This window comes from Flavobacterium sp., assembly GCF_965284515.1.
In the GTDB taxonomy this organism is placed as follows: Bacteria; Bacteroidota; Bacteroidia; order Flavobacteriales; family Flavobacteriaceae; genus Flavobacterium.
Genome location: NZ_OZ260089.1, coordinates 1,552,558 through 1,578,160, shown reverse-complemented (window position 1 = coordinate 1,578,160; position 25,603 = coordinate 1,552,558). Strand labels below are relative to the sequence as shown.

Below are 25,603 nucleotides of genomic sequence, written 5' to 3'. Positions count from 1 at the left end.
GTTGTTGTATTATTTTGTATCTCTATAATAAATTTTTTCCTCTAACCACTCTTGAACCGCTAATGCATGTGGTTTTGGTAATTTTTCGTAAAATTTAGAAACTTCAATTTGTTCTTTATTTTCAAAAATTTCTTCTAAACTATCGTTATATGTAGCAAATTCTTCTAACTTTTCAATTAACTCTTTTTTAATTTCAGTGTTAATTTGTCCAGCTCTTTTAGCCATAATAGTAATAGCTTCATAAATATTCCCTGTTGGAGCTTCAATTACGTTTTTATCATATGTAATTGTGTTTACTGGAGCATTTGTTTTTTTTAAATCCATGATTTAATTCTTATTTAGAAAATTGTTGTAACTCTTTTTCGATACTTGCAGCCATTTCTTCTGCTTGCGCTTTATATTCAGTAGCGCTATTAAATTTAATTAAATTATTAAAAGTACTCTTCGCATAATTTAATCTTTCTTCTTTTTTATATTCAACACTATTAATAGCAAGCTTATAAGCAGAATCTAATCTGTAAAACAAAGCTTGTTCTTTGTATGGTGTTCCTGGATAATCTGCAATAAATAATTCTAAAGCCTTTAAAGCACCTTTAAAATCAGATATTGTATTGTATTGTTTAGCAATTTCAAATGCTTTCTTTTCCATTTTTTCTCTTAATTCTTTAACATACGCATTTGCTTGAGGTAAATATTCAGAATTAGGATAAACATCAATGAATTTCTGCATTTTATCAATCGCCTTTTGTGAATCAGATTGATCTAAGCTGTAAACAGGTGATAATTTATAAAAACATTCAGCACCTAAAAATGCCGCTTCTTCTCTTTTTTCACTTTTAGGATAAGTTGCTACAAAGTTCTCTAATTGATAGCCTGCTAAATAATATTGTTTAGAATCATATAAGGCTTTAGAATACATAAAAAACATCTTCTCAGCTTGGGGTTTACCTCTGTAAACAGGTGCAACTTGCTCATATAACCTAATGGCTTTTGAATACTTCCCTTTCTCATACATAGTATTTGCCATGTCGCTTTTTACAGCAACATCATCACTCTTCAATGCTTTTTGATATGAATTACATGATACAATGCTTAATACTAATAAAAGAAATCCTATAAATTTATTCATTGATTGTTATTTTATGCTTTATATTCAGTCGATACAACCCCTAAAAAAGCAACTGCAAATTTAGACATTATTTATCTTCTAAAAAAATCTTTTTTCTAACTTAAGTTATTTGTATATTTATTAATTCTAATTGCCAAATCTTCATTTACATTTACGAGTGGTAATCTAACTGTATTTTCCGACAAACCAAGTGTTTTAAATACTTCTTTTATCCCTGCAGGATTTCCTTGCTCAAATATCATATCTATTGAATCTGCCAATAAATAATGTAACTTATACGCTTCATCAACTTTTCTATTTAAACCTAAACGAACCATATTTGAAAATTCTTTAGGAAAACCTTCTCCAATAACCGATATAACACCTGCACCTCCAGCCAAAACCATAGGCAAAGTAATCATATCGTCTCCAGAAATAACTAAAAATCCTTTAGGAGCTGTTTGAATCAACTTCATTGCCTGAACAATATCCCCCGCAGCTTCTTTAATTGCAATTACATTATTGAAATCATTTGCTAATCGAACTACAGTTGAAGGCAACATATTACTTGCAGTTCTACCTGGAACATTGTAAAGAATAATTGGCAATGGTGAAGCTTCAGCAATAGCTTTAAAATGTTGGTAAATACCTTCTTGAGTGGGCTTATTGTAATATGGTGAAACAGACAAAATAGCATCGAAATTTGAAAAATCTCTAGTATTTAATTCGTCAACAACATTATAAGTATTATTCCCACCAACACCTAAAACCAATGGCAATCTTTTATCATTTGCTCTTACTATTGTGTCAATTACTAATTCCTTTTCATCATTAGAAAGTGTTGCTGACTCTGCAGTAGTACCTAAAACTACTAAATATTCAACTCCTCCATTAATAACGTGGTTTACTATTCTAGTTAATGCTTCAGTATCAACAGAAAAATCTTTTTTAAATGGCGTTACTAATGCAACTCCTGTACCTATAAATTTTTGCATATTATAGCTTATTTAGTATTTTTAAATATTTAAACAATTCGAAAACAAACTCTTTATACTTACTAACGCTTGTGCTAATTATAAAATGGTTTATTCTTTTATCCACAGTTGAAAATCCAACTTTAAATTTAGCTTTTGAAGCTTTTGAAACAATCAAAAGCGATGGTCTTTCAACCTCATAATAGTTAATTAGCAAATCAAATGGCTGTTCTAAAAAAGCATTTACATCTTCTTTATTTATTTCGCCGTTTATTTTTACATTACTTCTCGTAAAAAAAAGTTCATTAACGATCTCTTTTTTAGAAACTTTTTTCTTAAAAAGAAGAATTTGAATATTATTTACTTTGACTCCATATTGCTCAATTTCTTTTTTTAAAGAATCAACATTTGCAAAATAAGATTCATCAATGATAATCCCTATAGTATTAATTTTACTAACAGAAACCTCTAAGTTAGCACTTGTTAACTTAGACGAAATAATTCTTTTAAGAAAAAAATCCTTAATTATTTTAGAAAACATAGTAATTTTACGTATTCGACAAAAGTAAAAATTTAAACCTATTTAAGGTATGGTAAAAGTAAAAAAGATAAAGGTATGTTTATATAATTTTGTTATATTATTAACATTAACAATGCTCTTGGCATGTTCTTCTAAAAAATACAAAAATTATCAAACTACAATTTCGCTTTTAAACATTAACGATAGTATTTCAACAGACCTTAAAATACAGAGCTTTATTGAACCATACAAAAATCACATCAATAAAGACTTAGATAGTGTATTAGCTTACAACCCTATTACTCAAGATAAAAGCAAAGGCTTATGGGAAACAAATATTGGTAATCTTTTTTCAAATGTTACATTAGAATTAACCAGACCTATTTTCAAAAAAAGAGAAGATAAAACAATTGATTTTTGTATATTAAACCATGGTGGAATTCGAGCCATAATCCCCGCTGGAAACGTGACTTCTAGAACTGCTTATGAAATTATGCCTTTTGAAAACAGTGTAATGGTTATTGGACTAACTGGAAAAGAAGTCTTAGAATTAGCAAATTATGTCTTAACAGAAAAGAAACCACATCCACTTGAAGGAATTGTAATTAAAACAAATACAGATTATTCCAAAGTCATTTCTGTAGAGATAAACAACTTAAAAATTAATGAGAACACTATTTATTATGTAGCAACCTCAGATTATCTTGCAAATGGCGGTGACAATATGATATTTTTTAAAAAAAGCGCTATTAAATATGATTTGGATTACAAGTTAAGAAATGTATTTATTGATTATTTTAAGAAAGTAGATACCATTCCTAACATAACCACAAAACACATAATAACCGAATAAAGCTAACAACATGAAAAGAAGAGATTTTATACAAAAAACAGTTACCGGTTCAGCTTTGTTATCATTAGGAGGTTTATCATTAAGTAGTTTTAATACTATTAAAGAAACAAAAATAACCATATTACATACGAATGATGTTCATAGTCACATAGATTCATTTCCTGCAGATCATCCAAAAAGCCCAAACCAAGGGGGTGTTTCTAGAAGAGCAACTTTAATTGAGAAAATAAGACGTGAAGAACCAAATGTTTTATTACTTGATGCTGGAGATATTTTCCAAGGAACTCCCTACTTTAATTATTATGGTGGAGAATTAGAATTCAAACTTATGAGTATGATGAATTATGATTTAGCCACAATGGGAAATCATGATTTTGACAATGGTATTGACGGTTTTTATTCGCAATTACCGCATGCTAAATTTGATTTTGTATCTGCAAATTATGACTTCAAAAACACAGTTTTAAACGGAATTGTAAAACCATATAAAGTGTTTATCAAAGATGGAATTAAAGTTGGAATATTTGGAGTTGGAGTTGAACTTGATGGTTTAGTTGACAAAAAACTATATAAAGAAACCGTTTATAACGATCCTATTGAAGTTGCAAAAGATATTACAACAACACTTAAAGAAAAAGAAAAATGTGATTTAGTTATTTGTCTTTCACATTTAGGGTTTAAATATAAAAATGACCCCGACAAAGTTTGTGATATAACATTAGCAAAAAGAACTAAAGACATTGATTTAATCATTGGCGGACACACTCATACTTTTTTAGACAAACCAGTTATAGAAAACAATTCAGAAAACAAAGCTGTTTTAGTGAACCAAGTTGGTTGTTATGGAATTAATTTAGGACGAATTGATTTTTATTTATCAAATGATAAAAAATATGATTCTTCAACTCAAAACATTATTATTTAACAGCTTCTAAATCCCTATTAATAAAGTATTTTATTAAAAAATAATAAACAGGTAATTCACTTAAACAACTAACATAAACAAGAACCTTATTGTGAAAATAATACGCATTTATTACAGAAAATAAATCTGCCAAAAACAAACACATTAATGTAGCTACTAAGTATTTACTACTCATTGTCTTTCTTTTAAACAAATTATAAAAGCTTAAAATTAAAACACTTAAAAAGACAACTATATAATTTAAAATGAAATAATAATGGTGGATTTTGGTTTTCAAGAGATAAGTAGATGTTAATTTAGAAAACACAAACAATAAAACCAAAACCACTATTATTACTCCGAAATATTTATCAAGAGAACTTCCTTTTTGTATTAATTTAGAATCTTTTACAATCAAATAAAGCAATATAAAAAGCATAACAAGATACAATCCAATTGAAATTTCATGAAATAAGTCTTCACCAAACAAATTCATGTTATCACTCAAAAAGCATATAGCAATAATTAAGAAATGTAAATTATTCTTTTTTAACCGTGAATAATTGATATAATAAAATGCAATTGAAGCTAAAATAACTGGCTTGAACAACAACATTGTTTCTTTATCTTCAATTATTCTAAAAAAAAACAAATAAAGAATAAAAGCAATAAAGTGTAATACTAATGAAGGACTTATATTTTTCATTTTAATCATTTTAGTTGCTTTTGTTTTTCAATAAAGTACCTAGTGTAAAAATAATACGAAATTATTTGAGAAGAAACATTTCCAATCTTAAAAATTAGTAACGGAAACAAATTCTTATTTAAGATAAAAAAAATATCAGAAATAATAAACAACGAAACTGAAATTATTAAAAAGAAATTGACTCTTGAATTTTCATTCACATATAACAATGTTGCAAAAACTCCCATTAACACTAACTCCACACCAAACAATAAAAAATAAACAAACTCTTCATCAGATTCGGTGTCCAATACATTTAAAAGACTAATCATTAAATAAACCAGAAAAAACAAAATTATCAAAAAAGACAAATCCGATTTATTAATTGTTTTCCTCTTCAATAAATTAATAATATCTTGAATTAAAAACCCAAGAACAATTAAATATGGTGATAAATATATCACCAAACCTAATAAATAATAATCCTTTATGTTAACCAAATAAAGCATATCACCAACAAAAAAAGAAAACAAGGAGAATACAAACAAATTATTAATCTTACCTCTTGATTCAATAAAATAATAAACAAAAATTGCAGGAATAATTATAGGCTTAGTCAACAACGCCAAATATTCATTCTCAGTTAAAGCTGAAACTAAATACAAAAGTCCTGCTAAACTAAAAAGAATAATCGAAGGTTTATTTTTAGCCATTAATTAACTTATTAAATTCTATTTCATTAATAATTGATACTCCTAATTTATTTGCTTTTTCCAATTTTGCTGGCCCCATATTATCTCCAGCTACAACAAAATTTGTTTTTGAAGAAATTGAACTTCCAACTTTTCCTCCGTGGTCTTCAATAGCTTTTTTAAGCTCATCTCTAGAATACAATTCAAATACTCCAGAAACAACAAATATTTTATTTTCTAAAGCATTTGATATAAATGTACTATTTTTTTTATTAATTTCAAGCTGTATATTTTTAGTTTTTAGTCGGTTAATGATTTCTATATTCTTTTCGTTTTCAAAAAACAACACTACACTTTGTGCAATTTTTTCTCCAATTTCTTCCACCAATATTAAATCTAACAAAGTTGCATTGGCAATTGCATCTATATTTTTATAATGTTTTGCCAGCTTTTTAGCAACAGTTTCACCAACATACCTAATACCTAAAGCATACAAAACACTTTCGAAAGGAATCTTTTTTGAATCAGCAATACCATTGATTAAATTATCCGCAGATTTTTCTGCCATCCTTTCCAAAGGCAAAACTTGTTCTTTCGTCAAATCGTATAAATCTGCATAATCTTTAACAAGTCCAGCATTAAACAATAAAGCAACCGTTTCTCCTCCAAGACCGTCAATATCCATTGCTTTTCTTGAAATAAAATGTTGAATTCTACCAATAATTTGTGGCGGACAGCCATAAAAATTTGGACAATAATGGTTTGCTTCACCTTCAGTTCTAACTAATTCTGTTTCACATTCAGGGCAATGCGAAATATATTTTACCTGTATTGAATTTTCTTTTCGTTTACTTAAATCTACCGAAATAATTTTAGGAATAATTTCTCCTCCTTTTTCAACAAAAACAGTATCGTTTATTCTAATATCCAATTTTTCAATTTGATCTGCATTATGCAAAGAAGCTCGTTTCACTATTGTTCCTGCTAATTGAACGGGCTCTAAATTTGCAACTGGCGTTATGGATCCAGTTCTTCCAACTTGATAAGATATTGAATTTAAAACCGTACTCACCTGCTCTGCTTTAAACTTATATGCCATTGCCCAACGCGGTGATTTTGCAGTATAACCTAGCTCTTCTTGTTGAAATACTTCATTTACTTTTACAACAACACCATCAGTTTCATATGGCAAGTCATGTCGATGATTATCCCAATAATTTATAAATTCAAAAACTTCATCAATATTTTTAGCATGTTTAGACTGTTCAGGAACTTTAAAACCTAAATTTCTAGCCAATTCTAACCCTTCAAATTGAGTATTAACTACTTTTCCCTCGGTCATAATTGTATACAACAAGCATTCTAGTGGTCTTTTGGCAACCTCAGTACTGTCTTGTAACTTTAAACTGCCCGAAGCTGTATTTCGAGGATTCGAATAGGGAGTTTCTCCAATTTCAATTAATTCTTGATTCATTTTTTCAAAACCTTCAAAAGGCAAGACTATTTCACCTCTAATTTCAAAAAAATCAGGAAAATTTCCTTTTAATTTTAAAGGAACCGATTTAATGGTTCTAATATTATTCGTTACATCATCACCTTGAAAACCATCTCCTCTTGTTACAGCCTTTTTTAAAACTCCATTCTCATAAGTGATGCTTATAGATGCTCCGTCATATTTTAATTCACAAACATATTCTAAATGAACATTTCCAAGAACCTTTTGACATCTTTTTTCCCAATCTAATAAATCTTCTTTAGAATAAGAATTATCTAAAGAATACATTCTGTACTTATGTTTTGTAGTTTCAAAGTTTTTAGTAATTCCTCCTCCAACTCGTTGTGTAGGTGAATTTTCGTCAAAAAATTGCGGATTTTTAGCTTCAAGATCTTGTAGCTCTTTCAACTTAGCATCAAACTCAAAATCAGATATTGTAGGTTTATCTAAAACATAATAGTTATAATTATGTTCTTCTAACTCTTTACGCAATAATTGAATTGACTCAAAAATACTCATATAATACAATTATTTATTTTGTTAGTAATGCTTCGAACTTACTAAACAATTCTCCTTTACTTATTATTCCACCTTTTTTAATGATTTCAAAAAGAGATTCATTTCTACCTTCAGAAATATCTTTTTTTCCTTGCTGGATTTGAACATGATCGGAAAAAAAATTTTCACTCAACCAATTGATACCTTCAGCAGATAAGAAATCTGTAGAAGGATCTGTAGAATTAATTACATAAGAATATACATTTGCATCTACACATTTGAAAAGAAATATATAGTTTTTTGAAAAGTGATCTATATACTTAACATTAGTTAATGCTTTGTCCCAAATCATATCTGAAAAAACATCAATTTCTTGTTCTGCAATTGATGGTTTATTTGCTTTTAATTCATCCCACTCTTTTTTATCGATAGACTGAGTTGCTAAAAAATTGGTAAACTCTGGATGTAATTCTTCTAACTGTTCTTTGGTTAATCTTGCATATTTCATTTAAAAATGTCTTTATGTATTAGAACATAGAATGTTTTAAAAAAAGATCAAACTAATTCTACGATGTAAATATAAAAAAAAAGCTCCGCAAAGAGCGGAGCTTACTATTATTTTTGAAATTAAATTATGCTTGTTCAGCAACAATTTCATAAGGTAATTCAACAATTACATCTCTATGTAATCTTACATTCGCATTGTATTTTCCAACACGCTTAACGATTCCACTTGAAATGAATTTTTTGTCGATATCATGACCATTACTTGCTAATACTTCTGCAATGTTTGCATTAGTAACAGATCCGAATAATTTTCCAGCACCTGCTTTTACAGCGATTTTAATTTCAAGAGCTCTTAATGATTCTGCAATTTTGTTCGCATCATCAACTAATTTTTGCTCTTTATGCGCTTTTTGTTTTAAGTTCTCAGCTAATACTTTTTTAGCTGAAGGAGTTGCTAAAGCAGCAAATCCTTGAGGAATTAAATAATTACGACCATAACCGTTTTTTACAGTTACCATATCGTCTTTAAATCCTAAATTTGGTACGTCTTGTTTTAAAATAAGTTCCATGTTGTTGTCCTTTGTTATGAGAAGTTAGGTTTCATGAGTTTGAAAACCAACAACTATTATTTAATTATTATTTTAATAAATCGGCCACGTATGGCATTAAAGCTAAGTGACGAGCTCTTTTAACAGCTACAGACACTTTTCTTTGATACTTTAATGAAGTACCTGTTAAACGTCTTGGTAAAATTTTACCTTGTTCGTTTACAAACTTTAATAAGAAATCAGCATCTTTATAATCGATATATTTAATACCTGATTTTTTAAAACGACAGTATTTCTTTTGTTTGTTAGTTTCTATGTTTAATGGCGTAAGATATCTAATCTCTCCGTCTTTCTTTCCTTTTGCAGATTGCTCTAATGTAGACATAACTTAGTTTGATTTAGATTTTAATTTTTCTCTTCTTCTTTCAGCCCATGAAATAGCGTGCTTATCTAAAGATACATTTAAGAAACGCATAATACGTTCTTCACGTCTTAATTCAGTTTCAAATGCAATAAGAATTTCAGCAGGCGCTTTGTATTCAAATAAGTGATAAAAACCACTTTTTTTGTGTTGGATTGCATAGGCTAATTTTTTTAAGCCCCAATCTTCTTTCGATACCATCTCGGCTCCTCTAGAAGTAAGAAAATCTTCAAACTTGCTTACTGTTTCCTTTACCTGTACTTCAGATAAAACGGGATTCAAGATGAAAACAGCTTCATAATGATTCATAATAATGAGTATTTATTGTTAAATTGGGTGCAAAAATAGATAAATTATTCATACTAACAAAGCACATAATGAATATTTATCATTTTTAGAATATTTAACTTGTTTTATTAAGTTTTTTACTATACATTTAACGTACTAAAAAATATCTTATGAAGTTGAATTGTATAGTTGTTGACGATAGCGCCATTCAAAGAATGACAATAACTAAGCTCGTAAATGAATCAACTAATTTGAACCTAGTTGGAGATTTTGCAAATGCCTTAGAAGCAAAAAACGCAATAAACAACAATGCTGTTGATTTAATATTCTTAGATATTGAAATGCCATTAATTAATGGTTTTGATTTATTAGACGGATTAAAAACAAAACCACAAATTGTTTTTATCACCTCAAAAGCTGACTATGCCGTTAAAGCCTTCGATTACGAAGCAACAGACTTTCTACAAAAGCCTACCTATTTCTAAAGAGCGCTTTTTAAAAGCTGTAAAAAAAGCTTTAGAACTACATCAATTAAGAAATGAAGTTCCTGAAGATCATGGAGAGGCAATTATTATTAAAAGTAATCTTAAAAAACTAAAAATATACACTTCTAAAATAAAATGGGTTGAAGCTTTTGGCGATTATATCAAAGTAATCACTGATGAAGATAGCCATTTGGTTTTGTCTACAATGAAAGCTTTCGAAAAAGAATTACCTGAAGGAAAATTTGCAAGAGTGCATAAGTCCTATATTGTAAACTTAGAAAGAGTAGAAAAATTTAATAGTAAGTTTGCTGAAATAGGTAAGACCAAAATACCAATTAGTAGAAACAAAAAAGAAGTTATTTCAGAAGCAATTGGAAATCTTTAATAATTATCAACATTTACATTAACTCGTATAGATCTATATTGAGCAATTGCATCAAAACTTATTAAAATTTTATTGATTTTCATCTTACTATTCCCTAAATGTACATTTGAAGGAATTTTAATTAAAATTGTTCTAATAAACTCATTCCTAATTTTACTTATTGCAGGCTCTTCCGGACCAAGAACCGTCATGTTTAAACTTTGATTCAAAACACTATAAAGCCACATAGAACCTTCTTTTAGTTTTTCATAATCTCTGTGCTTCAAAGTAAGTTTTAGTAACCTAACATAAGGCGGATAATTAAAGTTTTTTCGCTCATAAACTTGCTCCTTAAACATAGCGTCGTAATCATTACTTAAAACTTGCTGTAGCGTGTTATGAAAAGGGTTATAGGTTTGAATCATTACCTTACCTGGCAAATCTTTCCTTCCTGCTCTACCAGAAACTTGTACTATCATTTGAAAAGCTCTTTCATAAGCTCTAAAATTTGGCTGATTAAGTAAATTATCTGCATTTAAAATCCCAACTAATGTCACTTTATCAAAATGAAGTCCTTTAGCTAACATTTGAGTCCCAACTAAAACATCAATCTCTTCACTTTTAAAAGCATTAATTATTTTTTCATAACCGTGTTTTCCTCTTGTTGTATCTTGATCCATTCGACCAATATTTTTATCAGGGAAAAGTTGCTTTAATTCAAGTTCAATTTGCTCTGTACCAAAACCTTTAGTTGACAGCTCAACTGAGTGACAGCTATGACAATGTGTAGGATTCGCAATAGAATAACCACAATAATGACATCTCAACTGATTTTTAAACTTATAATAAGTTAAACTTACATCGCAACTTGGACAATGCGAAACATGACCACATGTTTTACATTCAACATAAGGCGAAAAACCTCTGCGGTTTTGAAAAAGAATTACCTGTTCGCCATTTGCAAGAGTTTCAGAAATTTGTTTGATTAAATCATCTGAAAAATGACCTGTCATTCTCTTTCTAAAATACTTGTCTTTTAAATCTATTAATTGAATCTCAGGCAAAACAACATTTCCATATCTTTCTTTCAGTTCAACTAAACCATATTTATTAGACTTACAGTTAAAATATGTTTCAAGACTTGGAGTCGCACTACCTAACAGTACTTTTGCTTTGAATTGATTTGCTAAAACAATAGCTGCATCTCTTGCATGATATCTTGGTGCAGGATCTTGCTGTTTAAAAGTTTGTTCGTGTTCTTCATCAACAATTATAAGTCCTAAATTAGAAAAAGGCAAAAACAAAGCACTTCGTACACCGATAACAATTTTTGCTTTTTCGGATTTCTCAACCAAATGATTCCACACCTCTACTCTTTCGTTATTGGTATACTTTGAATGGAAAACCGAAACTTGATTTCCAAAATAATCGGTCAATCGCTGAACCAATTGAGTGGTTAGAGCAATTTCTGGAAGAAGAAATAAAACCTGTTTATCCTCTTTTATATACTCTTCAATTAACTTAATATATATTTCGGTTTTACCTGAAGCGGTAACTCCGTGTAACAGATTAACATCGAAATTTTGAAAATTCTCCTTTATAGATTGAAACGCTTTTACCTGCGCATTACTTAAAGTAAAGTCAGCATTCTCATTTTTATTAAAAACAACTCTATCTTCATTAATATAATAATCTTCAAAAATTTGTTTTTGAATAAGTGAATTTACAATTGAGGAAGAACTTTTTGAAGCTTCTAATAATAGTTTTAAAGAGATAGGTTTTTTGGTAGTTGCTTTCAATTGGAAGAAGCTCAAAACCAATTCTCTTTGCTTTTTTGCTCTGCTTAATGATTTTAGTAACTCCGACAATTTATCTTGATTATCGTAGTTTGAGTGTAATTGAATGTATTTTGTTTGCTTTGGCTTATATTGTTCTTTTATTTCTTCTTGTAAAAGAATTATACCTTTAGCCAATAAAGCGTTTATGGTATTGAAAATACTCTTTTTATTTAGAATACTTACTATTTCATTAATTCGTAAAGAAGATTGAATTTTTAAAGCTTCAATAATTAAATACTCATCATCTTTTAAGTCAATTTCAATTAAATTAGCTTCATTATTCAAACTAATCAGTGTTTCGCTTTCAATAATAAAACCCGAAGGAAATGCAGATTTATAGACTTCTCCTAACGAACACATATAATAATTTGCAATCCATTGCCAATGATTAATTTGAAATAAATTAACTACAGGTTTTTCATCTAAAATTTGAAGAATTTCTTTTGCCTCATATAATTGAGGTGGATTGTTATTTTTACCCAATACTAAAGCTGTATAAATTTTAGTTTTACCAAATGGAACAGCAACACGCATCCCAACTTGAATATATTCAAATTCGGCTTCAGAAACTTGGTAGGTAAAATTTTTTGAGACTGCAATAGGCAAAACCGTCTCTATGAAGTACTGCATGAAAACAAAGATAGTTTGAAAAAAGACAAAAAAAAAGCACCTTCAAATTGAAAGTGCTTTTTATATAATTCATAGGATAAAACTATTTTCCTAACATTCCTTCTTTTAAGTCGCTATCAGCAGGTTTAGCTCCTAACCAAATTCCGAATAATGCCTTCTTAAAGTCATGACCATCAATAGTTCCTTTTTTAACACCATTCTTAAATACTACTACTCCATCACCAGGAATATTTGCAATTATAAATGTGTCACCCTTTTTTATTTCCTCTTTGAAAAAAGATTTGAATTTATCAATTTTAGCTCTTAAAGGAGCTGTGTTTTTGTTAGTAGCATTTTCAAATCCGTCGTTAACGGCTGAAATCATTTTTTCAGAAGTAATCATTCCAGAAACAATATCTAATTTAATTGCAGCAGCATCTTTACTATCCATGATGTCTTTTGCGTTAGATGTTTTTGTTGGTAGATACAAAGAACCTACATATAAATCAATCCACATTTTTTCTCTTAATCCTGCTCCATTTAAAATAAGGCTTTGACCTTCAACAGACAATTTAGAATCGACTTTTACTCCAGAAACAGTTTGTTGTGCATTAGCAGAAAAAATTCCTGTAAAAGCAACTAATAATAAAGTTAAAATTTGTTTTTTCATGGTTTTCTTTTTTTAATAATTTTTGTTAAATATATAATTTTTTTCTTTTTAATTTAGTGATGGCTGCATTTATTTCAAATCCTAATAGGAGAACCATACAGTTTAACCAGATATAGAACATTAAAACAAGAAGTGTGCCAATTGAACCATATAACTCGTTATATCTTGAAAATTTTTCTACATATACTCCAAACAAATAAGAAGAAAGTATAATTAAAAGCGTTGTAAAAACCGCTCCATAACTAATAAAATTAACATCTTTTGTTTCTCTTGTCCCAAATTTATACAATATTGAAGTCGAAATTAAAATCATTAAAATAACGAAAATATATCTTCCCCAAATAATCAAATAAACATCATCAGTGATTAATCCACTCAATTTTATTTTCTGAATAAAAACTTCAAAAACAACAATTGCCGCAACGGTAATTAATAGTAATGCTGTTAAAGCTAAAGAAATTGCTAATGCAATTAAATATTGCTTAATAAAACCTCTAGATAAGGTTATATGTGTAGACATTTCAAATCCACCAAGAATAGCATTAGTACCATTAGTCATTAAAAAAATAGATATTATAAATCCTGAAGAAAGTAAACTCTGATAACTATTGCTCATAATATCAGTTAGGATAACCTGAATTGCTTCAAAAGTTGTTGGCGGCACACCTTGTTCCACGAAGTATAAAAAATCTTCTTGAAAATTTTCTATTGGAATATATGGAATTAAGTTTAAAATAAATAATGCAAAAGGAAATAATGCCATAAAAAAACTAAAAGCAATAGCACTTGCTCTATAAGAAAATGCTCCTTTAAAAATTCCTAAAACATAGAGTTCTAAAATATCATATAAGGAAAGTCCTTGCAAAGAAGAAAGCGTTACTTTTTTTGTCAAAAAAACCAATTGTTTTACAACAGGGATTTTTTTTAATTTATTTTCAATTTCTTCAGACATAAATTATATCGCTTTTAGACTTAAGTCTAAATTATAAACAGAATGTGTTAATGCACCAGATGAAATAAAATTTACTCCACAATTTGCATATTGTCGAATTGTTTCTTCATTAATATTACCTGATGATTCAGTTAAACAACGGTTTCCAATTAATTTTACAGCTTCTCGTGTCGTTTCGTAATCGAAATTATCCAATAAAATTCTATATACATTTTCTGAAGCTAATATTTCTTTAACCTCTTCAATATTTCTAGCTTCTACAATAATTTTTAAATCTTTGTTGTTCTCTTTTAAATAATGATTTGTTTTAGCAATGGCTTTAGAAATTCCACCAGCAAAATCAATATGATTATCTTTCAACATTACCATATCATATAAGGCAAAACGGTGATTTTCTCCACCACCAATTTTTACAGCCCATTTTTCTATTGCTCTAATTCCTGGGGTAGTTTTTCTTGTATCTAAGACTTTTGTTTTTGTTCCTTCCAATAAATCGACAAATTTCTTGGTTTTAGTTGCAATAGCACTCATTCTTTGCATAGCATTTAAAACCAATCGTTCTGCTTTTAAAATAGCTTGAGAAGTTCCATAAACATGAAATACTACATCTCCATATTTTACAAAATCACCATCATTAAAGAATGTCTCTACTCGCATTGAAGGTTCAACAAAATAAAAAACTTGCTTTGCAAAATCTATACCTGCAATTATTCCTTCATCTTTAACTAATAATTTAGCGCTTCCTTCTGCATCAACTGGAATACATGCTAAAGAACTATGGTCTCCATCTCCTACATCTTCTCTAATTGCATTAGCAATAATTAAATCTATTTCTTTTTGAAATTGTTCTTCTGAAATCATAATAAGATATTGTTTGGCTAAATTAACAATAAGTAATAGAATTTAAAAATAATACTACATTTTTGAAAATAAAAAAAGCCCAAGCAATGCTTGGGCTAATATAACTTTTAATCTATTATTTATAAACAGATTCTTTTTTGAAATGTAAAGTCAACAAATAATAAACTACAGCTCTATATTTATTACGATTAGAACGACCATATTTTTCAATAACTGCATCAATACCTTTATCTAAATCAGCACCGTCTTTTAATCCTAATTTTTTAATTAAAAAATTATTTTTAACTGTTGCTAATTCTTTCTCATCAGATCCAGAAACTGTAGATGCATCAGCATTATAAATAGATGGACCACAACCAATAGTTACTTTAGTTAGTAAATCCATATTAGCAGTCATTCCACATTTGTCTTTTAAATCGGCTGCGTATTTTGTAATTAAGTCATCTCTTTTACTCATAATTATATTTTTTAGTGTTAAGATTTTCTCAAATTTAATATTTTTTAGCAATTAATAAAATTTAAAAGCTAATTATTTTAAGAAAATTATAAGTTTTTAAAATATTTTAATAATACTTCATTGTTTTGCTTTTCAGGAGTACAAATTTCTAATATTGATGGTTTTTCATTTGAATTCATAAATTCATCCAACAACTTTTCTAAATCAACATTTTCATCTATACAACGATAATTAAAACCGTACATTTCTGCCAAATGATTGGCTTTTAAATTATGTGATGTTTCAAAAAACTCATTAAAAACTTGATTTTCTTGATGACCTGGTAAAATTCTAAAAATTCCACCTCCAGAATTATTAATTAAAATGATTTTAAAATTCTTTGGAACATATTTATTCCAAAGCGCATTACTGTCGTAAAAGAAACTAATATCTCCAGTAATTAAAACTGTTGGCTTTTCTGAAGTTATAGCAGCCCCAATTGCAGTCGAAGTACTTCCATCAATTCCGCTTGTTCCTCTATTGCAAAATACTTCAATCTTTTCGTTTATATTAAATAACTGTAAATATCGAATAGCAGAGCTGTTACTAATTTGTAAATTAATATTGTCTTGAAGTTGATTTGCAATTAATGCAAAAACACTAAAATCAGAAAAAGGTGCTTTTTCAAGATATTCATTATGTTTCTGTTTTCTTAAAGAAACTATATCCGAAAAATCACTTGCATAAGAGCTTGATGCCACATTTTTTTTTGAATACAATTGATTAAAAAAAGAATTTGCATTGGTTTTTATGTGACTTGTTAAACAATAGTATGTGTCATAAGCCCTTAATTCATCAATATGCCAATGTTGACTTGGCTGGTAGTTTCGCAAAAAAGCTTTTATCCTTTTAGAAACCACCATTCCTCCAAAAGTGACTAATATTTCAGGTTTAAAATGTTCGAAATCATCAGTAGTAAATGGAGTAATTATTGCATCTATATTTGAAATAAATGTATCATTATTGAGGTTTGAAGTAGTTTCTGCCATAACTACAACTGACTCATCTTTTGTTAATTGTTCTAAAACAAAACTTTCAATTGAATTTGGTTTTAATTCGCCAATCAATATTAGTTTTTTAGTTGACGAATTCCATTTAGAGATAAAATCTTCCTGTATTTCAAAGGTTTTAATTTCTTCAACAATTGGAATGATTTTAGGAACAATATTTAATGAGTTTACAGTCGCGTATAGAGGCTCTTCAAACGGAACATTAATATGAACCGGACCTTTATTAATGATAGAAATATTTAGTGCTTCATTTATTTTTAAGTCATTTTCAACTGAAGCTATTTCGTGTAAATTAGCATTGTATAAAATATGATTTGAAAATACATTTTCCTGACGAATGGTTTGTCCGTCTCCAATATCAATTTTATCATGAGGCCTATCTGCACTAATAACTACAAGTGGTATTTGACTGTAAAATGCTTCAGCAACAGCAGGATAATAATTCAATAGAGCAGAGCCCGAAGTACAAACAACCACAACCGGCTTATTGATTTGCTGAGCTATTCCTAATGCAAAAAAAGCCGCACATCGTTCATCAACAATACTATAACACTTAAAGTTTGAATTATTAGCAAATCCTATTGTTAATGGAGCGTTTCTTGAACCTGGAGAAATAATTATATGTTCTACGCCTTTAGCTTTACAAATTTCTATGACACTTTGCGCTAAAGGAATTTCTGGATAAATCATTTTATATTTACTAAGTTGTAAAGATACAAAGTTGCAAAGGTTTTAATACATTTACAACTCAAAATTGTTTTTAATGAAAATTTCAATAAGACCCTATAAAGAAAGTGACTCAAAGGCTATTTTAGAAGTCATCAATTTCAATATTTTAAATTCTACGGCTCTATATGATTATAATATAAGAACTTTAGAACAGCAAACTGAAATATTAAAAGAGAAAATTGACAAAAATTTCCCTGTTATTGTAGCTGTTTTAAACGAAAAAATAGTTGGCTTTGGCTATTATAGTGAATTCCGTTTTAGAGAAGCATACAAATACACTGTTGAACATTCAGTATATGTTAATAAGGACTTCCAAGGAATGAAAATTGGACATTTAATCATGGAAGAACTTATCAAAATTGCAAAAAAACAAAAACTTCACACTATGATTGCTGTTATAGATTCGGAAAATCAAGGTAGTGTGAAGTTTCATGAAAAATACGGATTTAAAACCGTTGGAATTATTAAAGAATCAGGTTATAAATTTGACCGATGGTTAGATTCGGTCTTTATGCAATTGATTATAGAATAATCATTTTCCTTCAATCCATTTGATGATTTTTTGATCTGTAGGCAAAGTTCTAGGCGAAATAATCATATCTAACTGACCGTTTTCATTTAAAAGGTATTTTTGAAAATTCCATTCAACATCACTATCTGCAACTCCGTTTTTAGCCTTTTGAGTTAAAAATTGATACACAGGATGCATGTCTTTTCCTTTAACCGAAATTTTATTCATCATTGGAAAAGTCACTCCGTAATTGCGTTCACAAAAAGTGGCAATTTCATCATTAGTACCTGGCTCTTGACTCATGAAATCATTTGCAGGGAAACCAACTATTACAAAATTATCGCTCTTATATTTATCATATATAGCTTGTAAATCTTTATATTGAGGAGTTAATCCACATTTAGAAGCCGTATTTACCACCATTACTTTTTTTCCTTTTAAAGCACTAAAATCAAAATTATTTCCTTCTAAATCTTGTACTTTGAATTGATGAATCGAAGCTCTTTCCATAGTTGTATTGTTATTATTTGTAACTAAATTTTTGTTTAAACTTTCCTGTTGTTTACAACCAATAACTGTAAGTGCAAAAGCAAATAATCTAAAGATATTTTTCATATTTAAGTGATTTGTTTCAAAGTTAATTCATTTGAATTTTAAATTCTAATAAACAAATCTTAAATCTAAATTAAATTACTTAATTTAGCGAGAAACTAAACAAACTATGTTTTTTATTAGAACCCTAATTTCATTTTTAAAAGATGATGAATACAGAGATTTATTAATTACCACTATATTAATAATTTTCTCTGGAACATTTGTGTATCACTACATAGAAGGCTGGAGTTATATTGATTCTTTCTATTTTTCAGTAGTTACATTAACAACAATAGGATATGGAGATTTCTCTCCTCAAACTGATGAAGGGAAACTATTTACTGTTTTATATATTGTTATAGGTATTGGAATGATATTGAGCTTTATAAATACTATTCAACATCATTATACATATATGAAGCATAAAGAAAAACGAGAGATTTTAAAAAATAGAGCTTTTAATAATACCGACGAAAAAAAGAAAAATAAAATAAATAAAATAATTGAAGAAGTAATGAAAGAAAAAAAGGAGCTTTAAGCTCCTTTTTTTTATTTCTTATAAAATTTCTTGTATTTAAAATAAGAGACAATACTTAGTAAGACTACTGTTGCAACAGAATAGTATATAAAACTAGGTGTAACAACTTTGTCTCCACTTGCATAAGAATGTAAACCTGTTAAGTAAAAATTCACTCCAAAATAGGTCATTAAAATTGAGTAAAAAGCAAAAATACTCATTACATTATATACCCATTTACTTCTTAATCCTGGAACAAAACGAGCATGAATTACGAAAGCATAAACCATAATACTAATTAAAGCCCATGTTTCTTTTGGATCCCAACCCCAATAGCGTCCCCAGCTCTCATTTGCCCATTGTCCACCAAGAAAGTTTCCAATTGTAAGCATTACTAGACCAACAGTAATTGCCATTTCATTGATATAACTAATTTCATCAATAGCTAATTTCATTCTTTGCTTATTAGATTCATTTGTAAAAATGATTAATAATAAAGCAACTAAACCTAATATCATTCCTAAAGTAAATGGACCATAACTAGCAACAATTACTGCAACGTGAATCATTAACCAATATGAATTCAAAACAGGAACCAAATTTGCAATTGCAGGATCCATCCAATTCCAGTGTGCAATCATTAAAATCATAGAGGCTACAAATGCTGTTGATGCAACTGTAAGTTGTGATTTTCTCCCGAAAGCTAAACCAAAAAACATTGTTGCCCAACCAACGTAAATCATACTTTCATAAGCATCACTCCAAGGTGCATGACCTGAGATATACCAACGAGCAATTAATCCTAAAGTGTGTAAACCAAAGAAAAGCCCTATTAATACATGGAAAAATTTTACTGAATATTTTATTAAAGTTGATTTTGTAAATAACTGGACTATTGTCAAAATCAACATCAAAACTCCAGCTAGCATATACAAATAGTACAACTTTTTAAAAATATCGTACTTATTGTATGTAATTTCAGCATTTACTTTATTCTCGGAAGGCATTACTTTTCCACCGTACATTTTTTGATATCGTTCTAAACCAACCAACAAAGAATCTGGAGTATTATAATTTTTAGTTTCAGTAGATTTAGAAACAGCATCCAAATAATAAGGAATTAAGTTTTTAATATTATCTAAGTCTGTACCTGTTGGCTCATTCAATTCTAAAAACGAAACCCATTTATTAGTTGGATCATTTGGAACTGGATAAACTCTAAGAATTTGTCCGCTTAAAGCATCGTATAGCAAATTAACTTTTTTATCTGTTTCAATAAAATCTTTTTCAAAATTACTTGGAACAATAGCTTTAAAAGCTTTCTCTAAATAAGATGATAATTTATAATTTCCTTTTTCGTCAAAGAAATCAGCCAAAGCAGCATATTTTGCCTCTTTTTCAACTCCAACAATTTTTCTTAAACTATCATTTCCTCTTTTTAAATAAACAATAGGAATATTGTACCAATATCTTGGAAATTGCGTCATCGAAATGAAAACTTGGTCAGCATTCATTCCTTCATAAGTATCACTTTTAGAAACTTTACGAAGCAATTCAGATGAAAAGGTATTTATAGGTTTCATTCTTCCTCCAGCATCTTGAATAATAGTATATCCGAATTTTGAAGCATGTTCTTTAGAAACTTTATACTTTTCTATTATTTCTTTTGATTTGGCAATATTATCTACAACATGATTATAATCTTGTGAAAATCCAGAAAATGAAAACAAAACCAACAAAATCATTAATGCTTCTTTTTTTGCTTTTACTTTATCCAATTTCCTTTTTAAATCACCAAATCGAGTGTTTTTATCAAATAAAATAACCATTAAAGCAAAATACAATAAGAAATAACCTAAGTAAGTTATCCATGTTCCTAAAGCATCATGACTCACTGATAAAACAGTTCCTTTTTCATCTTTATCAAATGAAGCTTGAAAAAATCTAAAACCTCTATAGTCTAAAATATTATTCATGAAAACACTGTCTTTAAAAGTTTTATTATTTTCTAAATCAATAATCTCTAGCTTACTTTTAAATGAAGCATAGCTTTTCTCAGTTCCTGGATATTTATCAGCAATAAAATCGTCTACTTTAATACTAAATGGCAGTGAATACACTTTACTTCCAAAAAACAAAGTGAATTCTAAATCACCTAATTTAACAGATTGAGGAGTCCCTTGTTTGCCTTTAGAGCCTACTAATGTTAAAGTTTCTTCCAAACCTTGACTTTTTACTTTTACTACTAAAGCATCGTCTGTTTGTTGGTCTTTATAATCGTTATTTGATTTATATGTTATTGTTCCTTTCTCTGCTGGTTCAGGAAAAACAAATTGTGAACCACCAATATTATAAAGCGAACGAAGCATTAATGGTTGAATAGAATCTTTTACAACATTTCCTTGCATTTTATCAGCCATTCGCATAAAAGTTCCTTCAAATGGAGCTTGGATTAAATATGCGCCTTCTACATTCGAAATATTTATAGCACCATCTGTATACTCATTAAAAGCAAAAAGGACGTTATGAATATTTTGAACTTCTCCTTCTTTTAAATAATGCTCATGGCGGGTTCCGTCACCAGACTCAACCATTTTTAAATACTGAATTCCGTTATCTGATTTAGTTACAGTTTCACTTGCATTCATTATAAAATCAACATATTCAATCTCAAATGGAATCGAATTAAATTCATTTTTAATTCTAAAATTGTTATTTGTTGCTTGAGAAAAATATTGGTTATGCTCAAATGTTTTACGCTTAACTTCACCTTTGTAATCTCCATCAACAAAAGCTGTTAAAAAAGTTTTATCTGAATAAAAAACATTTTCTGTTGCACCTTCTCTAATTGGCATTAAACCCTCATAACTAATATATCGAGTTACAAATGCGCCAACTAGAATAAAAATAAAAGATAAATGAACTAAAAGTGTTGACCATTTTTCTTTTTTATACAATTGATATCTTTGTATGTTTCCGAAAAAATTAATTACAAAAAATACCATAATGGTTTCAAACCACCATGCATTATAAATAAGTATTCTTGCAGTTTCTGTATTGTACTTGCTTTCAATAAATGTACCTGAAGCCATAGCAATAGCAAATCCAATAAATAAGATTGCCATTAAACGAGTAGAAAATAGGAAAGCGTATATTTTTTTATCCATTTTAGTGTAGTAATTGTAAAACGGTTACAAATGTACTTAAAAAGAAAAACTTTTAAATAAGTTTAACAAAGCTTTACTCAATTTTAAGAATTGTAAAATCAATACAACATTTTAATTTCTTTAATATTGTATTCTTGAATTGAATCATCTTCTAACATAACTTGGAGTTTTCCAATCTCTGAAACCCCTTTAATAATTCCCATAAATTTATGATTATCAGCAGATAAAAAAACTGAAGGAATATTCCTCTTAAATAAATAATAGTGGTACTCTTCCCAAAAATCTTTCTTAAAATTATTTAGAATTTCTTTATAATGATTTTGTAACTGATTATGAATCTCTAATAAAATTAAATCTTTATCATATTCTCTATTATTTAAAATTGCTAACGAAGATGCTTGAGGCAAATTTTCAAAATGAAGTTGATTTACATTTAAACCAATACCTACAATAGAAACAATTTCGTTGTTACCTCTAAAAATATTCTCAACTAAAACACCACCAATTTTTTTTTGTTCTGACAAAATGTCGTTTGGCCATTTAATAGATAAATTATTTATTTTAAATTTTTCTAGTGCTTTAATTATACTAACAGAAACCAATGTATTTAAAATAAACATTGATGAAGCTCCAACAACAAAATCTTTTATCAAAACACTAAAAGTGAGGTTCTTACCAGGTGTAGAATCCCAAATCGATCCAACCTGTCCTTTCCCTTTTGTTTGATTTTCAGTTATAACAATAGTAAAATTATCAACATTTTGAGTCAATAATAACTCCTTTAAAAAAGAGTTTGTAGATTCTGTGGCATTGAGTTTGATTATATTCATTTAGATAAAAAAGCAAAGAAAAAATTTAATCTTTTGTTAAGGTTCAAAATTAAAGACAAAAAATGATAACTTTGCATAAACATAAAAAAATTAAATGAGTACTAAAAATATAAGTAACGACGATTTATTAGCAAATATCATAAAAGGAATTGAAGATGTAAAAGGAGCTGATATTGACATTTTAGATTTAAGAGAATTAGACAATACAGTATGTGACTATTTCATAATATGCAATGGAAATTCGAATACCCAAGTTAATGCAATAACTAACTCAATTCAGAAAGTAGTTTCAAAAGAATTAAAGGATAAACCTTGGCATGTTGAAGGTAGTGAAAATGGCGAATGGGTACTTATGGACTATGTAAATGTGGTAGTTCACATTTTTCAAAAACACATTCGCGAGTATTACAACATTGAAAGCCTTTGGGGTGATGCTAAAATAACTTCTATCGAAAGTAAATACTAAAAAAACATGTCAGATAATAAAAAAAATTCAAAGTTTAAACTTAGTCCATGGGCTATTTACGGACTTATTATAGGTTTATTTTTACTTATCAATATATTCGGAAATGGCTTTGATTTTAACAACCCTAAACAAACAACTTTATCTAAATTTTACCAATATTTAGACTCTAATCAAGTTGAAAAAGTTGTTTTTTCTAACACTAAAGCTTCTATTATATTAAAGAAAGAAGCCTTAAAAAGCCCATCTCATTCTAAAGTTAAAGATGGTACTTTTGGAAAAATTAACGAAAAAGGTCCACATTATATCATTGAAATTGGAAACACGGAAATTTTTCAAAAAACGCTTGAAGATGCTAGACAAAAAGGTTTAATTTCTGATTATGAAAAAGAACCAGAAAGTGCTTGGGGAGAAGTTATTTCTCTACTATTACCTATCATTCTAATTGTAGGACTTTGGATTTTCATGATGAGAAGAATGTCAGGCGGAGCTGGAGGCGGTGGTGGTCAAATATTCAGCATCGGTAAATCTAAAGCTAAACTATTTGATGAAAAAAACGACGTAAAAGTCACTTTTGAAAATGTAGCAGGACTTGAAGGTGCAAAAGAAGAAATTGAAGAAATCGTTGAGTTTTTAAGAAACCCTGAAAAATACACTTCTATTGGAGGTAAAATTCCAAAAGGAGCATTACTAGTTGGACCTCCTGGAACAGGAAAAACATTATTAGCAAAAGCAGTTGCAGGTGAAGCAAAAGTTCCATTCTTTTCATTATCAGGTTCAGATTTTGTTGAAATGTTTGTAGGAGTTGGAGCTTCAAGAGTTCGTGACTTATTTAAGCAAGCAAAAGAAAAATCTCCTGCTATTATATTTATAGATGAAATAGATGCAGTAGGTAGAGCACGTGGAAAAAGTAATATGTCAGGCGGAAACGATGAGAGAGAAAACACTCTAAATCAGTTATTAACTGAAATGGATGGATTTGGTACAAACACAAATGTTATTGTACTTGCCGCTACAAATAGAGCCGATGTTTTAGATAAAGCTTTAATGCGTGCAGGTCGTTTTGACAGGCAAATTTATGTAGACCTACCAGATGTAAGAGAACGTAAAGAAATATTTGAGGTTCACTTAAAGCCTATTAAAAAAGAAGAAGAATTAGATACAGAATTCCTAGCAAAACAAACTCCTGGTTTTTCTGGAGCTGATATTGCAAACGTTTGTAATGAAGCAGCTCTAATTGCTGCTAGAAAAGACAAAAAAGCAGTAAACAAGCAAGATTTCCTAGATGCTGTAGATAGAATCGTAGGTGGTTTAGAAAAGAAAAACAAAATTGTTACACCTGCTGAAAAAAGAGCAATTGCTATACACGAAGCGGGTCACGCAACAGTTAGTTGGATGCTTGAGCATGCAGCACCACTTGTTAAAGTAACAATAGTACCTAGAGGACAAAGTCTTGGTGCAGCATGGTATTTACCAGAAGAACGCTTAATTGTTCACCCAGAGCAAATGCTAGATGAAATGTGTGCAACTATGGGCGGTAGAGCTGCAGAAAAAGTTATTTTCAACAAAATTTCAACTGGTGCTTTAAGCGATCTTGAAAAAGTCACAAAACAAGCTCGTGCTATGGTTACTATTTATGGATTAAATGATAAAATTGGAAATGTAACTTATTATGATTCATCAGGTCAAAGTGAATATAATTTTTCAAAACCATATTCTGAAGAAACAGCTCAAACAATTGATAAAGAAATTTCTATTTTAATTGAAAGTCAGTATGAAAGAGCGATCAAATTATTGGAAGAAAATAAAGATAAATTGAACCAGTTAGCAGATATTTTAATAGAAAAAGAAGTTATTTTTAAAGATGACTTAGAAGCTATTTTTGGAGAGAGACTATTCAATAAAGAAACAGAAAACAAACTTGAGGAATAGTTAAATTAAACTTGTTTAACAAAATTTTAAAAAATCTTAGTTCTTGTGATAAAAGAACTAAGATTTTTTTTATCTTTGATAC

Annotated in this window: 26 protein-coding genes and 1 pseudogene; 7 read left to right on the top strand and 20 right to left on the bottom strand. The window is 28.7% G+C overall.

Annotated features, from left to right (window positions below; all coding sequences use genetic code 11):
* Nucleotides 1-9: 9 nt before the first annotated feature.
* The 4 genes from ACQ65T_RS07305 to ACQ65T_RS07290 form a co-directional block, all read right to left on the bottom strand.
* Complete coding sequence (locus ACQ65T_RS07305; RefSeq protein WP_320814989.1) at nucleotides 10-324, bottom strand: DNA-directed RNA polymerase subunit omega; 315 nt, start codon at nucleotides 322-324, stop codon at nucleotides 10-12.
* Between the two features lie 10 nt (nucleotides 325-334).
* Nucleotides 335-1,129, bottom strand: a complete 795-nt coding sequence (locus tag ACQ65T_RS07300; protein WP_430400427.1) for an outer membrane protein assembly factor BamD — start codon at nucleotides 1,127-1,129, stop codon at nucleotides 335-337.
* A gap of 95 nt (nucleotides 1,130-1,224) precedes the next feature.
* On the bottom strand, nucleotides 1,225-2,103 hold the full coding sequence (gene dapA, locus ACQ65T_RS07295) for a 4-hydroxy-tetrahydrodipicolinate synthase (RefSeq protein ID WP_430400426.1): 879 nt from the start codon (nucleotides 2,101-2,103) through the stop codon (nucleotides 1,225-1,227).
* A 1-nt stretch (nucleotide 2,104) separates the two neighbouring features.
* Nucleotides 2,105-2,623 carry a DUF6913 domain-containing protein gene (locus tag ACQ65T_RS07290; protein ID WP_430400425.1) on the bottom strand — a complete coding sequence of 173 codons (519 nt, stop codon included), beginning with the start codon at nucleotides 2,621-2,623 and terminating at the stop codon, nucleotides 2,105-2,107.
* Between the two features lie 112 nt (nucleotides 2,624-2,735).
* On the opposite strand from ACQ65T_RS07290, the gene ACQ65T_RS07285 reads away from it, so the two are divergent.
* Complete coding sequence (locus tag ACQ65T_RS07285; RefSeq protein WP_430400424.1) at nucleotides 2,736-3,455, top strand: 5'-nucleotidase C-terminal domain-containing protein; 720 nt, start codon at nucleotides 2,736-2,738, stop codon at nucleotides 3,453-3,455.
* 10 nt (nucleotides 3,456-3,465) lie between these two features.
* Nucleotides 3,466-4,380, top strand: a complete 915-nt coding sequence (locus tag ACQ65T_RS07280) for a bifunctional metallophosphatase/5'-nucleotidase (RefSeq protein ID WP_430400423.1) — start codon at nucleotides 3,466-3,468, stop codon at nucleotides 4,378-4,380.
* Here ACQ65T_RS07280 and ACQ65T_RS07275 read toward each other — a convergent pair.
* The 7 genes from ACQ65T_RS07275 to rpsF form a co-directional block, all read right to left on the bottom strand.
* Nucleotides 4,373-5,065 (bottom strand): hypothetical protein, encoded by a 693-nt coding sequence (locus tag ACQ65T_RS07275; RefSeq protein WP_430400422.1) that lies wholly within the window; start codon nucleotides 5,063-5,065, stop codon nucleotides 4,373-4,375. The two genes, ACQ65T_RS07280 and ACQ65T_RS07275, sit on opposite strands and share 8 nt — an antisense overlap.
* Nucleotides 5,066-5,070: 5 nt before the next feature.
* Nucleotides 5,071-5,757: a lysoplasmalogenase family protein gene (locus tag ACQ65T_RS07270; protein WP_430400421.1), complete on the bottom strand. Its 687-nt coding sequence runs from the start codon at nucleotides 5,755-5,757 to the stop codon at nucleotides 5,071-5,073.
* Nucleotides 5,750-7,750, bottom strand: a complete 2,001-nt coding sequence (gene ligA / locus ACQ65T_RS07265; protein ID WP_430400420.1) for an NAD-dependent DNA ligase LigA — start codon at nucleotides 7,748-7,750, stop codon at nucleotides 5,750-5,752. Before ligA ends, ACQ65T_RS07270 begins: the two co-directional genes overlap by 8 nt.
* A gap of 13 nt (nucleotides 7,751-7,763) precedes the next feature.
* Entirely contained in the window at nucleotides 7,764-8,237 is a 474-nt protein-coding gene (locus ACQ65T_RS07260; RefSeq protein WP_430400419.1) for a DUF6495 family protein, read from the bottom strand.
* Between the two features lie 124 nt (nucleotides 8,238-8,361).
* Entirely contained in the window at nucleotides 8,362-8,805 is a 444-nt protein-coding gene (gene rplI / locus ACQ65T_RS07255; RefSeq protein WP_430400418.1) for a 50S ribosomal protein L9, read from the bottom strand.
* 67 nt (nucleotides 8,806-8,872) lie between these two features.
* Nucleotides 8,873-9,169: a 30S ribosomal protein S18 gene (gene rpsR / locus ACQ65T_RS07250; RefSeq protein WP_264558229.1), complete on the bottom strand. Its 297-nt coding sequence runs from the start codon at nucleotides 9,167-9,169 to the stop codon at nucleotides 8,873-8,875.
* A 3-nt stretch (nucleotides 9,170-9,172) separates the two neighbouring features.
* Nucleotides 9,173-9,514: a 30S ribosomal protein S6 gene (gene rpsF, locus ACQ65T_RS07245; protein WP_430400417.1), complete on the bottom strand. Its 342-nt coding sequence runs from the start codon at nucleotides 9,512-9,514 to the stop codon at nucleotides 9,173-9,175.
* A gap of 149 nt (nucleotides 9,515-9,663) precedes the next feature.
* Between rpsF and ACQ65T_RS07240 the strand changes: the two are divergent.
* A pseudogene (locus tag ACQ65T_RS07240) lies at nucleotides 9,664-10,363 on the top strand (LytR/AlgR family response regulator transcription factor).
* Here ACQ65T_RS07240 and priA read toward each other — a convergent pair.
* From priA to menD, 6 genes are all read right to left on the bottom strand, one after another.
* Nucleotides 10,360-12,810 (bottom strand): replication restart helicase PriA, encoded by a 2,451-nt coding sequence (gene priA, locus ACQ65T_RS07235; protein ID WP_430400416.1) that lies wholly within the window; start codon nucleotides 12,808-12,810, stop codon nucleotides 10,360-10,362. The pseudogene ACQ65T_RS07240 and the gene priA sit on opposite strands and share 4 nt — an antisense overlap.
* Nucleotides 12,811-12,892: 82 nt before the next feature.
* Nucleotides 12,893-13,459, bottom strand: a complete 567-nt coding sequence (locus tag ACQ65T_RS07230; RefSeq protein ID WP_430400415.1) for a chalcone isomerase family protein — start codon at nucleotides 13,457-13,459, stop codon at nucleotides 12,893-12,895.
* Nucleotides 13,460-13,484: 25 nt separating this feature from the next.
* Complete coding sequence (locus ACQ65T_RS07225; RefSeq protein WP_430400414.1) at nucleotides 13,485-14,411, bottom strand: YihY/virulence factor BrkB family protein; 927 nt, start codon at nucleotides 14,409-14,411, stop codon at nucleotides 13,485-13,487.
* A 3-nt stretch (nucleotides 14,412-14,414) separates the two neighbouring features.
* Complete coding sequence (gene nadC, locus ACQ65T_RS07220; RefSeq protein WP_430400413.1) at nucleotides 14,415-15,272, bottom strand: carboxylating nicotinate-nucleotide diphosphorylase; 858 nt, start codon at nucleotides 15,270-15,272, stop codon at nucleotides 14,415-14,417.
* Between the two features lie 115 nt (nucleotides 15,273-15,387).
* Nucleotides 15,388-15,729 carry a DUF2853 family protein gene (locus ACQ65T_RS07215; protein WP_430400412.1) on the bottom strand — a complete coding sequence of 114 codons (342 nt, stop codon included), beginning with the start codon at nucleotides 15,727-15,729 and terminating at the stop codon, nucleotides 15,388-15,390.
* Between the two features lie 86 nt (nucleotides 15,730-15,815).
* On the bottom strand, nucleotides 15,816-17,468 hold the full coding sequence (gene menD / locus ACQ65T_RS07210) for a 2-succinyl-5-enolpyruvyl-6-hydroxy-3-cyclohexene-1-carboxylic-acid synthase (RefSeq protein ID WP_430400411.1): 1,653 nt from the start codon (nucleotides 17,466-17,468) through the stop codon (nucleotides 15,816-15,818).
* A 73-nt stretch (nucleotides 17,469-17,541) separates the two neighbouring features.
* On the opposite strand from menD, the gene ACQ65T_RS07205 reads away from it, so the two are divergent.
* Nucleotides 17,542-18,039, top strand: a complete 498-nt coding sequence (locus ACQ65T_RS07205) for an N-acetyltransferase family protein (RefSeq protein ID WP_430400410.1) — start codon at nucleotides 17,542-17,544, stop codon at nucleotides 18,037-18,039.
* Here ACQ65T_RS07205 and ACQ65T_RS07200 read toward each other — a convergent pair whose 3' ends face one another.
* Entirely contained in the window at nucleotides 18,040-18,633 is a 594-nt protein-coding gene (locus ACQ65T_RS07200; RefSeq protein ID WP_430400409.1) for a glutathione peroxidase, read from the bottom strand.
* 106 nt (nucleotides 18,634-18,739) lie between these two features.
* Between ACQ65T_RS07200 and ACQ65T_RS07195 the strand changes: the two genes are divergently transcribed.
* Nucleotides 18,740-19,150, top strand: coding sequence for a potassium channel family protein (locus ACQ65T_RS07195; RefSeq protein WP_430400408.1), 411 nt, complete (start codon nucleotides 18,740-18,742; stop codon nucleotides 19,148-19,150).
* An 11-nt stretch (nucleotides 19,151-19,161) separates the two neighbouring features.
* On the opposite strand, the gene ccsA is transcribed toward ACQ65T_RS07195, so the two are convergent.
* Nucleotides 19,162-22,296 carry a cytochrome c biogenesis protein CcsA gene (ccsA, locus tag ACQ65T_RS07190; RefSeq protein ID WP_430400407.1) on the bottom strand — a complete coding sequence of 1,045 codons (3,135 nt, stop codon included), beginning with the start codon at nucleotides 22,294-22,296 and terminating at the stop codon, nucleotides 19,162-19,164.
* 98 nt (nucleotides 22,297-22,394) lie between these two features.
* Nucleotides 22,395-23,126: a biotin--[acetyl-CoA-carboxylase] ligase gene (locus ACQ65T_RS07185; protein WP_430400406.1), complete on the bottom strand. Its 732-nt coding sequence runs from the start codon at nucleotides 23,124-23,126 to the stop codon at nucleotides 22,395-22,397.
* 94 nt (nucleotides 23,127-23,220) lie between these two features.
* On the opposite strand from ACQ65T_RS07185, the gene rsfS reads away from it, so the two are divergent.
* Both rsfS and ftsH read left to right on the top strand, forming a co-directional pair.
* The gene (gene rsfS, locus ACQ65T_RS07180) at nucleotides 23,221-23,592 is read left to right on the top strand and encodes a ribosome silencing factor (protein ID WP_430400405.1); all 372 of its coding nucleotides are present in this window, start codon (nucleotides 23,221-23,223) and stop codon (nucleotides 23,590-23,592) included.
* Nucleotides 23,593-23,598: 6 nt separating this feature from the next.
* Nucleotides 23,599-25,521, top strand: coding sequence for an ATP-dependent zinc metalloprotease FtsH (ftsH, locus tag ACQ65T_RS07175; RefSeq protein WP_430400404.1), 1,923 nt, complete (start codon nucleotides 23,599-23,601; stop codon nucleotides 25,519-25,521).
* The last annotated feature ends 82 nt before the right edge of the window (nucleotides 25,522-25,603 follow it).

Bases quoted from the DNA above. Each gene is read 5' to 3' on its own strand.
- ACQ65T_RS07305 (WP_320814989.1), bottom strand. From the start codon at position 324: ATGGATTTAAAAAAAACAAATGCTCCAGTAAACACAATTACATATGAT.
- ACQ65T_RS07300 (WP_430400427.1), bottom strand. From the start codon at position 1,129: ATGAATAAATTTATAGGATTTCTTTTATTAGTATTAAGCATTGTATCA.
- dapA (WP_430400426.1), bottom strand. From the start codon at position 2,103: ATGCAAAAATTTATAGGTACAGGAGTTGCATTAGTAACGCCATTTAAA.
- ACQ65T_RS07290 (WP_430400425.1), bottom strand. From the start codon at position 2,623: ATGTTTTCTAAAATAATTAAGGATTTTTTTCTTAAAAGAATTATTTCG.
- ACQ65T_RS07285 (WP_430400424.1), top strand. From the start codon at position 2,736: ATGCTCTTGGCATGTTCTTCTAAAAAATACAAAAATTATCAAACTACA.
- ACQ65T_RS07280 (WP_430400423.1), top strand. From the start codon at position 3,466: ATGAAAAGAAGAGATTTTATACAAAAAACAGTTACCGGTTCAGCTTTG.
- ACQ65T_RS07275 (WP_430400422.1), bottom strand. From the start codon at position 5,065: ATGAAAAATATAAGTCCTTCATTAGTATTACACTTTATTGCTTTTATT.
- ACQ65T_RS07270 (WP_430400421.1), bottom strand. From the start codon at position 5,757: ATGGCTAAAAATAAACCTTCGATTATTCTTTTTAGTTTAGCAGGACTT.
- ligA (WP_430400420.1), bottom strand. From the start codon at position 7,750: ATGAGTATTTTTGAGTCAATTCAATTATTGCGTAAAGAGTTAGAAGAA.
- ACQ65T_RS07260 (WP_430400419.1), bottom strand. From the start codon at position 8,237: ATGAAATATGCAAGATTAACCAAAGAACAGTTAGAAGAATTACATCCA.
- rplI (WP_430400418.1), bottom strand. From the start codon at position 8,805: ATGGAACTTATTTTAAAACAAGACGTACCAAATTTAGGATTTAAAGAC.
- rpsR (WP_264558229.1), bottom strand. From the start codon at position 9,169: ATGTCTACATTAGAGCAATCTGCAAAAGGAAAGAAAGACGGAGAGATT.
- rpsF (WP_430400417.1), bottom strand. From the start codon at position 9,514: ATGAATCATTATGAAGCTGTTTTCATCTTGAATCCCGTTTTATCTGAA.
- priA (WP_430400416.1), bottom strand. From the start codon at position 12,810: ATGCAGTACTTCATAGAGACGGTTTTGCCTATTGCAGTCTCAAAAAAT.
- ACQ65T_RS07230 (WP_430400415.1), bottom strand. From the start codon at position 13,459: ATGAAAAAACAAATTTTAACTTTATTATTAGTTGCTTTTACAGGAATT.
- ACQ65T_RS07225 (WP_430400414.1), bottom strand. From the start codon at position 14,411: ATGTCTGAAGAAATTGAAAATAAATTAAAAAAAATCCCTGTTGTAAAA.
- nadC (WP_430400413.1), bottom strand. From the start codon at position 15,272: ATGATTTCAGAAGAACAATTTCAAAAAGAAATAGATTTAATTATTGCT.
- ACQ65T_RS07215 (WP_430400412.1), bottom strand. From the start codon at position 15,729: ATGAGTAAAAGAGATGACTTAATTACAAAATACGCAGCCGATTTAAAA.
- menD (WP_430400411.1), bottom strand. From the start codon at position 17,468: ATGATTTATCCAGAAATTCCTTTAGCGCAAAGTGTCATAGAAATTTGT.
- ACQ65T_RS07205 (WP_430400410.1), top strand. From the start codon at position 17,542: ATGAAAATTTCAATAAGACCCTATAAAGAAAGTGACTCAAAGGCTATT.
- ACQ65T_RS07200 (WP_430400409.1), bottom strand. From the start codon at position 18,633: ATGAAAAATATCTTTAGATTATTTGCTTTTGCACTTACAGTTATTGGT.
- ACQ65T_RS07195 (WP_430400408.1), top strand. From the start codon at position 18,740: ATGTTTTTTATTAGAACCCTAATTTCATTTTTAAAAGATGATGAATAC.
- ccsA (WP_430400407.1), bottom strand. From the start codon at position 22,296: ATGGATAAAAAAATATACGCTTTCCTATTTTCTACTCGTTTAATGGCA.
- ACQ65T_RS07185 (WP_430400406.1), bottom strand. From the start codon at position 23,126: ATGAATATAATCAAACTCAATGCCACAGAATCTACAAACTCTTTTTTA.
- rsfS (WP_430400405.1), top strand. From the start codon at position 23,221: ATGAGTACTAAAAATATAAGTAACGACGATTTATTAGCAAATATCATA.
- ftsH (WP_430400404.1), top strand. From the start codon at position 23,599: ATGTCAGATAATAAAAAAAATTCAAAGTTTAAACTTAGTCCATGGGCT.